Annotated in this window: 11 protein-coding genes and 1 tRNA gene; 9 read left to right on the top strand and 3 right to left on the bottom strand. The window is 44.7% G+C overall.

Annotated features, from left to right (window positions below):
• Positions 1-37 precede the first annotated feature (37 nt).
• The gene (argH, locus tag G496_RS0110605) at positions 38-1420 is read left to right on the top strand and encodes an argininosuccinate lyase (RefSeq protein WP_027179273.1); all 1383 of its coding nucleotides are present in this window, start codon (positions 38-40) and stop codon (positions 1418-1420) included.
• 271 nt (positions 1421-1691) lie between these two features.
• Here the strand turns inward: argH and G496_RS0110595 are convergent, their stop codons facing one another.
• The 3 genes from G496_RS0110595 to G496_RS0110585 all read right to left on the bottom strand — a co-directional run bounded on the left by G496_RS0110595 (position 1692) and on the right by G496_RS0110585 (position 2880).
• On the bottom strand, positions 1692-2093 hold the full coding sequence (locus G496_RS0110595; protein WP_027179272.1) for a bacteriohemerythrin: 402 nt from the start codon (positions 2091-2093) through the stop codon (positions 1692-1694).
• A 3-nt stretch (positions 2094-2096) separates the two neighbouring features.
• Positions 2097-2519 (bottom strand): bacteriohemerythrin, encoded by a 423-nt coding sequence (locus G496_RS0110590; protein WP_027179271.1) that lies wholly within the window; start codon positions 2517-2519, stop codon positions 2097-2099.
• Positions 2520-2786: 267 nt separating this feature from the next.
• Positions 2787-2880, bottom strand: a tRNA-Sec gene (locus G496_RS0110585).
• 190 nt (positions 2881-3070) lie between these two features.
• Here G496_RS0110585 and ftsH point away from each other — a divergent pair.
• The 8 genes from ftsH to priA are packed head-to-tail and all read left to right on the top strand — an operon-like array spanning position 3071 to position 13112.
• Positions 3071-5167, top strand: coding sequence for an ATP-dependent zinc metalloprotease FtsH (ftsH, locus tag G496_RS0110580; RefSeq protein WP_027179270.1), 2097 nt, complete (start codon positions 3071-3073; stop codon positions 5165-5167).
• Between the two features lie 10 nt (positions 5168-5177).
• Positions 5178-6020: a dihydropteroate synthase gene (gene folP, locus G496_RS0110575; RefSeq protein WP_027179269.1), complete on the top strand. Its 843-nt coding sequence runs from the start codon at positions 5178-5180 to the stop codon at positions 6018-6020.
• Positions 6020-6766, top strand: a complete 747-nt coding sequence (cdaA, locus tag G496_RS0110570; RefSeq protein WP_027179268.1) for a diadenylate cyclase CdaA — start codon at positions 6020-6022, stop codon at positions 6764-6766. Before folP ends, cdaA begins: the two co-directional genes overlap by 1 nt.
• 4 nt (positions 6767-6770) lie before the next feature.
• On the top strand, positions 6771-7697 hold the full coding sequence (locus G496_RS0110565; protein ID WP_034633021.1) for a CdaR family protein: 927 nt from the start codon (positions 6771-6773) through the stop codon (positions 7695-7697).
• Positions 7698-7729: 32 nt separating this feature from the next.
• Positions 7730-9079, top strand: coding sequence for a phosphoglucosamine mutase (glmM, locus tag G496_RS0110560; protein WP_027179266.1), 1350 nt, complete (start codon positions 7730-7732; stop codon positions 9077-9079).
• 53 nt (positions 9080-9132) lie between these two features.
• Positions 9133-10002, top strand: a complete 870-nt coding sequence (galU, locus tag G496_RS0110555; protein WP_027179265.1) for a UTP--glucose-1-phosphate uridylyltransferase GalU — start codon at positions 9133-9135, stop codon at positions 10000-10002.
• Entirely contained in the window at positions 9993-10757 is a 765-nt protein-coding gene (locus tag G496_RS0110550; RefSeq protein ID WP_027179264.1) for a hypothetical protein, read from the top strand. The genes galU and G496_RS0110550 overlap by 10 nt, the downstream gene beginning before the upstream one ends.
• Positions 10758-10769: 12 nt before the next feature.
• Complete coding sequence (gene priA / locus G496_RS0110545; RefSeq protein WP_027179263.1) at positions 10770-13112, top strand: replication restart helicase PriA; 2343 nt, start codon at positions 10770-10772, stop codon at positions 13110-13112.
• Positions 13113-13361: the final 249 nt, after the last annotated feature.

Here is a 13361-nt window from a genome sequence, read left to right as displayed (position 1 = left end):
CAAGACTTCAAGTTTTAACTATGGAGATTTGATAAAAATGGCAGACGATAAGTTATGGGGCGGCAGATTTTCTCAAAAAACAGCTGCATCAGTTGAAGATTACACCCAGTCCGTAGATTACGACTGCGCTCTTTATGAAGAAGATATAGCAGGTTCCAAAGCCCATGCGGGTATGCTTGCAGAGCAGGGTGTGCTGACCGTGGCTGAAGCTGAAAAACTTTCAGCCGGGCTTGATCAGGTTCTCGAAGAAATACGTTCCGGTAAATTTAACTGGAAGCGTGAATATGAAGACCTGCACATGAATATTGAAAGCAGGCTGACTGAGATTGTCGGTCCTGTAGGCGGTAAACTGCATACCGGCAGAAGCCGTAATGATCAGGTTGCCCTCGATTTCAGACTTCATGTTACCCATCGACTTGCTGACTGGAAAATAGTTGTAACAAAGCTTATCGGAGTTCTGGTTGATAAAGCAGACCAGTACAGGGATGTTCTGCTGCCCGGCTATACACACATGCAGCCGGCTCAGCCTGTCAGTCTTGCCCACCACATGCTCGCCTATGCCTGGATGTTCAGGCGTGATTTTGAACGGGTCTGCGACTGCATGAAGCGTTCAAACGTATCACCACTCGGAGCAGCCGCTTTAGCCGGAACCACATACCCGATCAATCCTGCCTCAGTTGCGGAAAAGCTTGGAATGGGCGGCACATTCAACAACAGTCTTGATGCTGTCTCCGACCGTGACTTTGTAATGGAAGCAATGTTTACCGGAAGTCTGATGATGACCCATCTCAGCAGACTGTGTGAGGAACTTATAATCTGGTCCAATCCGTGTTTCGGATTTGTTAAGCTGCCGGATGCTTTTTCCACTGGATCATCAATTATGCCCCAGAAGAAAAATCCTGATGTCTGCGAACTTATGCGTGGTAAAACAGGACGGGTTTACGGTGATCTTTTCTCACTGATGACAACCGTCAAAGGACTTCCTCTGGCCTATAACCGTGATATGCAGGAAGACAAGGAACCATTTTTCGACTGCGATAAAACAGTACATGATTCCATTTCCATAATGGCGGAAATGATGTCCGAAATGGGCTTTAACCCTGAAAATATGCGCGCGGCCCTGAAAAAAGGCTTTCTGAACGCAACCGAACTGGCTGACTATCTGGTGACTAAAGGTATACCTTTCAGAGAAGCCCACCATATCACCGGATCAGTTGTTGCTTTCTGCGAAAAGCAGGGTGTAGGCATTGAAGATCTGAATCTTGAAAAGCTTTGTGAATTTTCAGATAAGATTGAGTCAGATGTGGCTGAAGTTCTGTCGTATGATGCAGCTGTAAACAGAAGGGTCTCTCACGGAAGCACCGGGCCGGAATCTGTTTCTGTTCAGATTGCTGATATGAAAAAATGGCTCGAATCATAGCAGACTATTTTAAGCAAGCCTTTTTGCCGGGGCAGTAGTCTGTGCCGGATAGCCTTACATATAATAACAGGCGGAACATGAATATCATGTTCCGCCTGTTTGTTTTTAATTAAGCTGATCTCTGACTGCTGCCGGGCAGGGGTGGCCCAAATCCGTCCGGATTCGAGCACTGTATAAATTTATTTCTTGAAATGATTTTTATTGCGATAACTGAATATAAAATTCAGTCCGGCAACAGGGCCTTAAAAGCAGCGGACGAAAAAGTTAAAATCTAGTTGTGGGGGATGCTTATGGATTTAAATGCTTTCCGGTCAGATTTATTAATGTGGTTTTGCAGCCAGTTTTTAAGATAATCCAGCATATTTTTACCCAGATCAGGGTCTCCAGTAACCAGATCAAAGTTAAAGTCACCCATCTTGTCGGTAAAGGCTTCATGCTCTTTGCGGTGCTGCTGAAGAGCTTCATAGCTGAATTTTTCAAGCATCTTTTCTTCAGCTGAAAAATGGTAGCGCATATAATTTTTCAGTTCTTCGATGATGACAAAAAGGGAGTCGTCGTCTTTATCCTCAATGGTGCATTTAAGCATATTGAAGATTCTAAAAAGATTGGCGTGCTGCTTATCCAGCTCTTCGAGATCAGCATATAAATCATCATCAATTTCAAACTCAGTCATAAACTATTTCCCGATATCTTTTTTATCCGTTAGGTTTAGTTGTCTACAGGCGCTTACATCCAGATGCTGTATATGTATTATAAGCCAATTTTCTAAAAATTCCAGCATCTCTTCACCAAGGCCGGGAGTTCCCAGTGCGTTTTCAAGTGAAAAAGCTTCCACCTGCTCAATAAAGGATTGATGTTTGGCCCGGTGCAGATCGAGATTTTTATACCCGTGTTCTTCAAAAAAAGCTTCTTCGGTTTTAAAATGAAAATTTGTGTATGCGTTCAGTTCTGCCAGAACATTTATCATTTCAGCGTAATCAGGTTCCCCGATGGTGAGGATTGTCTTGAGTTTTTTTATAAGTTTGAACAGGATTGAATGCTGTTTATCCAGTTTTTCTATATTAGTGATTATTTTTTTATCTTTTAGATAATTCTTCATTTAAAATATCCTGAGTGGTTTCGTCAGTGTGTAATTTTTTGCCATCAGGCAACGGAATGTGGGGTCGTAATCGGTTTTAAAATAAATGAAAAGCTTATAATCAGACTATGAATAATACCAGTATATATTAATTTGAAAAGAAAGGATATGAGCTGAATCTGGTAATAAAAGTACTGCGTGTCTGAATGTGACCCTTGCGACAATTCTGCAACTCGGTTATAGAATCTGATTTTGAAAAGAGATACCGCAATTGTCTGCTGAAAAGTATGGCGGAAACGTATAGGAGTCGAACCTACCGGCGATTTCTCAACCGCCCACTGGATTTGAAGTCCAGGCGCCACACCGGTGACGATACGCTTCCGTTCCAAAGGGATTTCAGGTATCAATTTTAAAAAAATAGAGCAAGCTTTAATTATTTTTTTTGAAGGCTTGCAATTTCACACATAGGATATATTAATTCTTTAGAAACGCTACAATTTAAGTAAGAAAATTGGTCTGCATACGGTCAAAAGGCCTGTTCGCCTGACCATACGAATACGGAGGAAATTCTTTTGAACAGCTTTGCCAAGAATCTCTTGGTCTGGGTAACAATCGCGATGGTCATGTTCGTGTTGTTCAACCTTTTCAACCAGCCAGCGGCAACCCAGCTCAAAATCCCTTATTCCGACTTTCTGTTGAAAGTGGATACCGGGGATATTATTCAGGTTAAAATTCAGGGTCAGAAAATTTCGGGTATCATGGTCGGTGATAAAAGATTTGTCACCTATAGTCCTGACGATCCGAATCTGGTTCAGAAACTAATAAAAAATAAAATTGAAGTCGTTGCGGAACCGGAAGAAGAGGCTCCGTGGTATATGACTCTTTTTATTTCATGGTTTCCCATGCTGCTGCTTGTTGGTGTATGGATATTCTTTATGCGCCAGATGCAGGGCGGCGGTGGAGGCGGCAAAGGCGGGGCTATGTCCTTCGGCCGCTCAAGAGCCAGAATGCTTAATGAGGAAACAGCCAAGGTTACCTTTCAGGATGTTGCCGGCGTTGATGAAGCAAAAGATGAACTTCATGAAGTTGTTCTTTTCCTCAGTGAACCCAAAAAGTTCACCCGCCTTGGCGGACGTATTCCTAAAGGTGTATTGCTGGTAGGCCCTCCCGGAACCGGTAAAACCCTTCTTGCCCGTGCAGTTGCCGGTGAAGCAGGTGTTCCCTTTTTCTCTATTTCCGGTTCTGATTTTGTAGAAATGTTTGTCGGTGTCGGAGCCTCCCGTGTGCGTGACCTTTTTGCACAGGGTAAGAAAAATGCTCCATGCCTTATCTTTATTGATGAAATTGATGCCGTAGGACGTCAGCGCGGAGCAGGGCTCGGCGGCGGACATGATGAACGCGAACAGACCCTTAACCAGTTGCTGGTTGAAATGGATGGTTTTGAATCCAATGAGGGTGTAATTCTGATTGCGGCCACCAACAGACCGGATGTTCTTGATCCGGCACTGCTGCGTCCCGGACGTTTTGACCGTCAGGTTGTTGTGCCGACTCCTGATGTGCGCGGCAGAAAACATATTCTTAAAGTTCACACTCGCAAGAGCCCGCTTTCCGATGAAGTCAATCTTGACCTTATCGCACGCGGAACTCCGGGATTTTCAGGTGCTGATCTTGAAAACCTCGTAAACGAGGCTGCTTTACATGCAGCGAAAAAGAATCAGGACTACCTCCTGATGGACGACTTTGAGGAAGCAAAAGACAAGGTTATGATGGGTAAGGAACGCCGCAGCGTAATTCTGAGCGATGAAGAAAAAAGGACCACTGCCTATCACGAAGGCGGACACGCTCTGATTGCCAAACTGCTTCCTAAAACCGATCCTGTTCACAAGGTATCCATTATCCCGCGTGGTATGGCTCTTGGTGTAACCATGCAACTGCCTGTCGACGACCGCCACAATTATTCACGGGAATACCTTGAGAGCATGCTTGTTATGCTTTTAGGTGGACGTGTGGCCGAGGAATTAATCCTCGACCAGATGACCACCGGAGCAAGTAACGATATAGAGCGCGCCACTAAAATGGCCAGAAACATGGTCTGCCAGTGGGGCATGAGCGACAAGCTCGGACCCATGTCTTTCGGTGAAAGCAATGATCAGGTCTTCCTTGGCAAGGAACTTGTTCAGCACAGAGATTTCAGTGAGGATACTTCCAGACTGATCGACTCCGAAGTTCGCCGGATAATAGACACCGCGCACGATACCGCCCGTAAGCTTCTTGGAGAAAACAAAGATATTCTGCATAAAATTGCGGAAGCTCTCCTTGAGCGTGAGACCATCTCTGGAAATGATATTGATGTCATTATGAAAGGTGGAGAACTTCCTCCTCTCGTAAACGGCGTTAATGCCAAAAATCCTTCAGATGCAGCTCAGGCATATCGCGAAAATGATTCTTCAAATCCTGCTTATAAGCCAGTTGAAGAAAGTTCACATGAATTTTCATTTGATGAAGAGCAGGAAAAAGAGAATGCCGCTAAAGCGGAAGAAAAGCCCAAGGCTGAAAAAACTGCTGAAGTTGAAGCTGATGTAAAAGCATCAGTTGAAGCCGAAGAAACAAAACCCGCAGATGATGCGCAGGATGTTTCCAAGGACGAAGATAAAAAAGGTTCGGAGTAAATATAATCCAATGTTAAAGGAATATACTTGGACCGTAAGAGGGGGCAGGGTGTTAGGCCCTGCCCCTTTTCTTGTGGCCGGAATAGTCAATGTCACCCCTGATTCGTTTTATGACGGCGGAACGCATGACACCACTGAAAGTGCTGTTAAACACGCCCTGAAATTAATTGCTGACGGAGCTGATATGCTGGATATCGGAGGTGAAAGTTCACGTCCGTTTTCAGATAAGGTAAGTGTTGCAGAAGAACTTGCGCGGGTTCTTCCTCTTGTTGAAAAATTAAGCCCTGATTATGTTGTCAGTGTTGATACAATCAAAAGTGAAGTCGCCAGACAATGTATTGAAGCCGGAGCACATATCATAAATGATGTTTCAGCTTTTACTTATGATCCGGAACTTCTGGAAGTTGTAGGACACTATAAGCCCGGATATGTTTTGATGCATACAAAAGGGCAGTCTGACACAATGCAGGTTGATCCAAGGTATGATGATGTTGTTGAAAACATTTTGACTTTTTTTAAAAAAAGTCTTGAAAAACTCAACAAAGCTGGATTACCAGATGATTATATAGTCCTTGATCCCGGTATAGGCTTTGGAAAAACTCTGGAACACAATCTGGAGATTCTGAAAAATATAGACCGTTTCATGGACCTTGGCTTTCCTGTTTACATGGGGTTGTCAAATAAATCCTTATTTAAAGGACTTCTGGATCTTGAAGTGGGTGACCGTAAAAATGCCACACAGGCTGCAACGGCCTGCCTTGCTGCCAGAAGTGTTCCGATTCACAGGGTTCATGAGGTCAGGGAAACCTGTCAGACACTTGCTATTGTCAAGGAGCTTTTCGGGGATAAGTAATGATTGAAATTTTCGGATTTCAGATTTCGTGGAGAGAACTCCTGGATATAGGACTGGTCGCAGTCGTCTACTATTACGTGATCCTTCTGGTCCGCGGGACCAGAGCCGTGGCCGTAATCTGGGGATTAATGCTGCTGCTTCTGGTCTATTACGCTTCAGACGAACTAGGGCTTAATACACTTAACTGGCTGCTTGCCAATTTCCTGAGTTCGATATTTATTGTTATCATAGTTCTTTTTCAGAAAGATATCCGAAAAGGTCTGGCCCAGATGGGTGCGGGATGGTTCTGGCGTAAAAGCGATATAAAAAATATCGTTGTCGATGAAATCTGTGAAGCTATGGAAACCATGGCCCGTCAGAAAATTGGGGCTCTTGTCGTTATCCGCAAAAGTGTTCCTCTAGGGGATATCATTGAACGCGGAGTTGAAATCAATGCCGAAGTCAGCAAACAACTGCTGGTTAATATCTTCTGGCCGGATACCCCTCTGCATGACGGAGCCGTTGTAATCAGCGAAAATAAAATAGTCGCCGGTTCCTGTATTCTGCCGCTGGCGCAGGTTTCAACAAGACAGAGCGCAATTGGAACAAGGCACCGGGCCGCACTGGGTATCAGTGAGGAAACCGATGCTCTTTCAATAATTGTTTCCGAAGAAAGAGGCACAGTTTCGGTTGCCGTGGACGGTAATCTGGAAACCAACCTTGATACTTTAAAGCTGAAAACGATTCTTTTAAGGGAATTGAGCTGAAATAATGATCAGACATAGATGGCACATTGTACTTATAGCCATAGTGATGGCGGTTTTTACCTGGTACCTCGTAACCGGAAGAGATCTGGTGGAGACCTGGGTTGATTTTCCGCTGGAAATAACAAATCCGCCGGACGGTATGATCATCCGCGGTGGTATGGTCAGCCATATTTCCGCGCGTCTTAGAGGACCCAAAGGGCTTATCCGTAATCTTGAAACCAAGAAACTTGCTTATTCACTTGATACCGGCAAGCTCAAGGTCGGGGATAATGCCATCAATGTTTCAGCTGCTCATCTGAGTCTGGCCGGAGCCATAGAAGTTATGGAAATAAGGCCCTCTTCACTGAATCTTTCAGTGGATATGTTTGTTGAGAAAAAAGTTGATGTAAGTGTTAAACATAAGGGTTCTCTTCCAAGTGATTATAAACTGCTTGATACTTCTGCGGAACCTTCACAGGTTACTTTAAGAGGCCCGGCATCAATCCTCAAGAAAATTGACAAAGTGCAGACCAGAACACTCAGCCTTGCCGAACACTCTCCGGAGGACTTTTCCGGTGAAATCCCACTGGACCTTCCTAAAGAGGTGGAATCATCTCCGGCTGTAGTCAAAGTTATTCTGGATTTTGTCGTGAAAAAGGAAAAAATGTGGGTTAAAGTTCCCATTAATTTTCTTGCACCGGAAGATGTTGACATTGATGCCAGTCAAAATTACGTCAGGCTTCTGGTTGAAGCACCCAAGCCTTTTTTCAGAAAAAGTAATTTCAGGGATGAAATAGAAGCATCTGTTGATTTAAACGCTGCCGTTGCCGGTGATATCATTAAAAATGAAAAGAAAAATTACCCTATCAGCATCAGCCTTCCTGACGGATGCACCGTAGCAGAAATGAAACCGCAGCAGCTGGCAATAACAGTATTAAGGAGTCAGGAGTAACTTTTTAAGCTTCTGACTGCCGGAGTTTAAATATGAATAAAAGATTGTTCGGGACCGACGGATTGCGCGGTCAGGTTAATATATTCCCGATGACAGCAGATATTGCGCTGAGACTCGGGCTTGCATCAGGCCATGTGTTCAGAAACGGCAAGCAGAAACACCGTGTAGTCATAGGTAAGGATACCCGCCTTTCCGGTTATGTCTTTGAAACAGCTCTTACCTCCGGCTTATGCGCTATGGGTATGGATGTTTTTCAGGTCGGTCCGCTTCCTACTCCTGCCATTTCTTTTTTAACGCAGAATATGAGGGCTGATCTCGGTATTGTGATCTCGGCATCACATAACCCCTTTATTGACAACGGAATCAAATTTTTCAGCAAAGACGGTTTTAAACTCGCTGATGAAGTTGAAGACAGAATTTCAGAAATGGTTTTGTCCAAAGATCAGCAGTGGGATTACCCGGAACCTGAAAAAGTAGGGCGCGCTTATAAAATTGAGGATGCCCGTGGTAGATACATTGTTTACCTTAAATACAGCATTCCTCAGCAGATGAATTTCAAGGGATTGAAAATAGTACTGGATTGCGCCAATGGTGCGGGGTACAGTCTCGGTCATCTTTTTGAAGAGCTTGGTGCGTCTGTTGTAACCATCGGTGATAAACCCAACGGCCTTAATATCAATGACAAATGCGGTTCTCTCTATCCTGAAGTTGTCGGCAGAAAGGTTGTGGAAGAAAAGGCCGATATAGGTCTTGCCCTTGATGGTGACGGCGACAGGCTTATTGTTGTTGATGAAAGAGGCACCATTCTTGACGGTGACCAGATCATGGCAATGTGCGCCCAGAATATGATGGAGCGTGACGAACTTGCCGGTAATATGCTGGTATCTACTGTTATGAGCAATATGGCGCTTGAAGTTTTTATGAAAGAACGTGGCGGAACCCTGCTCAGAACTCCTGTCGGCGACAGATATGTTGTTGAAGCAATGCGGGCAAAAGGTGCGGTTTTCGGCGGTGAGCAGTCCGGTCACCTCATTTTCAGAAAATACAGCACAACCGGGGACGGACTCCTTGCAGCCTTGCAATTATTACGTATACTCGTAGAAAAGGATAAGCCTCTCTCTGAACTTTCAGGGCTTCTTATTCCTTTCCCGCAGGTTTTGAAAAACGTGCACGTTGAGCGCAAAATTCCTTTCGGGGAAGTTCCCATTGTTCAGGAATCCGTGGAAAAGGTTGAAAAAGCTCTGGCAGGAAAGGGCCGAGTGCTGTTACGCTATTCAGGAACCGAGCCTGTGGCCAGAGTTATGGTTGAAGGCGAGGATAGAGACAAAGTTGAAATGTACACTGACGAACTAGCGGAAATATTGGAAAAAAATTTATGTTAACCGTCCCTGTTGATGGCGGTCTTATTTTTTGAAATCTTTAAGGAGTGTAATCAATGGTCATCAAGAAAGTTGTTGTTCCGGTTGCAGGGTGGGGGACCCGGTCGCTGCCAGCTACAAAGAATATCCCCAAGGAAATGCTCCCTATTTTTAGAAAACCGGCTGTCCAGCTTGTTGTTGAAGAAGCGATGGCCAGTGGTCTGACAGATGTTGTTTTTATTAATAACCAGAATAAAAAAATCATTGAAGACCATTTTGATTACAACCTCTCCCTTGAGGATGTTCTCGAACGTGCCGGCAAGACTGATATGCTGCATGAAGTTCGCAAAGTTGCTGAAATGGTTAATATTATTTCAGTGCGTCAGAAAAAACAGCTGGGACTTGGCCATGCGGTGCTGTGTGCAAAAGAAGTCTGCAAGAATGATCCTTTTGCTGTTATGGTCGGTGACGACCTCATGTTCGGCATTGAGCCGGGCATCAAGCAGCTTATTGATGCTGCAAGAACTGAAAATATGGCTGTTGTAGGCGTTATTGAAGTTCCGGCCAACAAAGTTAACCGTTACGGCATTATTAATGGTGAAGAATTTGCTCCGGGCATGTACCGGGTGCGAAGCCTTGTTGAAAAACCGAAAATCGGCGAAGCCCCCTCAAGGCTGGCAATAGTCGGTCGTTACGTTCTGCTTCCTGAAATTTTTGATCATCTTGAGAGACTTGAACCGGGTGTAGGTGGAGAAATTCAGCTTACAGACGCTCTACAGGGACTCGCTTCAAATAATAAACTTCTGGCGGTGAAATTACGCGGACAAAGATTTGACGCCGGTGACTGGGTCGATTATCTTACTGCAAATATTTATTTTGCTCTTCATGATGAAGAACTTCGTGATGATCTTGTAATTCGCCTCAGGGAGCTTTTATCTTGTTCCTGATTAAAAAAAATTTAATCATTGTTTTTGCAGTCCTTGCCGTGATCCTCGTTACTTTTGGTCCGGCAAGGGCTTTTTTTCCTTCGGATGAAGAAATTTCATCATCCGTACACTCTTCGTATGCCCGCTTCGATTCTTATGAAGCACAGATCACTTTTCCTGATTATCCCGGCCAGACTTTAAACATTTCAGCCGACCACAGCAGATGGAGGCAGGACTGGACTGTTCAATATTCAGAAAACGCAACAACTACATCCGCAGTTGGTGTTCTTCTCGATGTGGATCGAGTCTGTCCTGAAGGTGCGGCTTTTCCCGTACCCTTAATTCAGCTCTGGCTTCCGCAGGACCCTGTTCAGGACTGGATGTCTCTTGGGGTGAATAACGCTACCAGAAGTTACGGATTTTCCGATGATACTCCCGTTCTGGTCTTCGGTGCTGAAATCGGGGATGACGCAAGTCCGCAGGTCTGGCTCAGCAACGAGAACTATGCGCCTATAAAAATAATTTTCAACTCGATGAACGGTAAGACCGAGCTTGATTTCGGTTCATACAAACGCATCGGGGGATTTGAGCTTCCGGAGTCCGGGAATATTGTTTCCGCAGGCAATAAAGTAGCTTTCCAGATCAAATGGATATCTGTTAACAAGCATCTTGATCCTTCCATTTTCAGCGAAGATTCTATTGAAAATTCATCCTGCATCTTGCCGGAAGGTGAACCTTTCTATACCTTTCGCAGTTCTCTGCGTCTTAAAAACTAAACGGTATTCAAGATGAATAATTTATGGCAGGTCTGCCTGACAAGCCCGCCTTATTCATTCTATACTTATATTGAGCCTGAATCTTTTCCGGCCCTCCTTCCGGGACAGAGGGTTTTAGTACCACTCGGTAAATCTATCCGGGTGGCTTTTCTTGTTGAAAAAACAACTGAAGCTCCACAAAATATTCAATTGCGCAAGCTCATCTGGCCGCTGGAAAAATCCCCCATGCTGGATGACAGCTATTTTTCCATGTGCAGAAATATTGCTGCACGCCAGCTGATGCCTCTCGGTAAAGTGCTGGAGAATGTTATCCCAACCCGTTTTAGAAGTGCCGGAATTTCTTTTAAGGTTGCCGACCGTGCTTTTCCGACAACGCTTAAAGCTGCCGCGATCAGAGATCTTTCTGCTTCAATGCTTCCAGGCCTTGTTGCAGCCTTTAATGAAGGAAGAATGAAAGTCAGACTGCCAGCTTCCAAAGAAAAAGAAGAATATGTAAGCCTCACGCAGGACCCGCCGTGGCCGGTGCGTCCTAACGCTGCTCGGCAGATTCAACTGCTTGAATATATTTATGAAAACGGACCAAGGGATAAATCATTTCTGCGTAATGTGCTTGGAAGCTGGATAAATCAGACCGTTTCAAAGCTCCATGCTGATTCACTTGTTAAGGTCGGCCCGCCTCCTGAGAGTGAAAAAGAAGCTGTTGAAGCCTGCACCAGTGCCAGTGCGGAAATTGATCTCGTCCCGACCCAATGCCAGCTGGATTCCATAAAAAATATGGAAAAGGTTCTGGACGGAGGAACAGGTGGAGTCCGCCTGCTGCACGGCATTACCGGAAGCGGAAAAACCCTTGTATATCTATCACTTGCCCGCAAATGTCTGGAGCAGGGCCGCTCAGTCATTTTGCTTGTGCCGGAAATAGCTCTGGCCTATTCGCTGTGGAATACGGTCTGCCGTCATTTTTCCAGCTGCCGCAAATATCTTTATCATGGCTACCAGACCCCTGTGCGCCGGGAAGCTGTTTTCCGGGAACTTGCGGAGGACAAATCTCCGGCTCTGATTATCGGAACGCGATCAGCTTTATTTCTGCCTGTTCACAATCCCGGAATGATTGTTCTGGATGAAGAGCATGATGAATCCTTCAAACAGGAAGAACGTCTACCGTATCAGGCCAAAGAAATTGCTTTTTTTCTTGCATCCAGAGCAAAAGCATTACTCATTCTCGGTTCGGCAACACCTGATGTTAAAACTTTTTACGCTTCAACCCTAGGGGCCATTGAAACGGTCAGCATGGATTGCCGGGTTGGTGAGAGTGTTCTTCCTGAAGTCAGAGTTGTTGATATCAGCGCAATAAAAAATCCTGAACAGCCACTGGCACCGGAAACTGTTGCAAAACTTCTTGAAGTTCTTGAAAAAGGTGAACAGGCTGTAATCATGCTTAACCGGCGGGGATACTCTCCGCTTATGTATTGTGTTGATTGTGAAGAGCCTTTTCGCTGCCCCCACTGCAATGTGAGCATGACTTATCACCGTGGACGTGAACGTCTGGTCTGCCATTATTGCGGAACAAGCTTTCCTTTCCCGGTAGCCTGCTCAACCTGCGGTGGAATGAATTATCTGCCGCTTGGTGGCGGTACTGAACGTCTCGAAGAGCAGATAGCTAAAATTGTTCCGAAAGGGATTAAAATTTTACGCATGGACAGGGACAGCACCAGACGACAGGAAGTTCTGGAAGATATTTTAAAAAGATTTGCAGCTGGTGAAGCGCAGGTTCTGGTTGGCACCCAGATGCTTTCAAAAGGTCATAATTTCCCCGGAGTTACCCTTGTAATTGTGTCCGAAGGAGATTTGGGATTGAATCTGCCCGACTATCGCAGTGCCGAAAGAACTTTTCAGCTTCTGGTTCAGGTCTCGGGGCGTGCCGGAAGGGGAGATAAGCGCGGTGAAGTCATTATCCAGACCCGCAATCCGTCAAATCCTATCTGGAGTGCTGTCAGCACCGCGGATTATAAAACTTTTTTTGAGCAGGAGATCGAGCGCAGGCGAAAATTCCGTTATCCGCCATTCTGCAAACTGGCTCTTATCCGCATAAGCCATCCTCTTGATTGGGATAACGAAGCTCTGCTTCAGGAATATTTTACCATGATCCGTGAAGCTGCACGGGAAAAAGGACTCATGCTTATGGGACCGGTCCCGGCACCATTATCTCAGCTTAGAGGACGGAAAAGATATAATTGTCTTATCAAAGCTGACCAGTGGCTGATTGTCAGAGAGCTTTATTCCAAAATGATGCAGATTAATCCTGACCGCAATAAAATCAGAACATCGCTTGATCTCGATCCAGTGAACATGCTCTGATTTCTGTTTAAAAAAGCATATAACCGATTATTATTCATATCTATTTGTATTTTATTGATTTTTCTGAAAAATAATTTTTAGAGGCTCTCTTTATCTCACTAAGATTATGCCAATTTTCGGCATATAGTTTTTCTTTTTATGCATTTATCCCTTTTGTAAGTATGATATTTATATAAATCAGACTTGTTTTGAAGGTTATTCAAGACAAAACGATTTATTAAATTTGCTGACAGAAAATAACCTGATATG

The sequence above is a fragment of the Maridesulfovibrio bastinii DSM 16055 genome, assembly GCF_000429985.1.
Classification (GTDB): domain Bacteria; phylum Desulfobacterota; class Desulfovibrionia; order Desulfovibrionales; family Desulfovibrionaceae; genus Maridesulfovibrio; species Maridesulfovibrio bastinii.
This window is presented reverse-complemented; position numbering and strand designations above follow the sequence as displayed.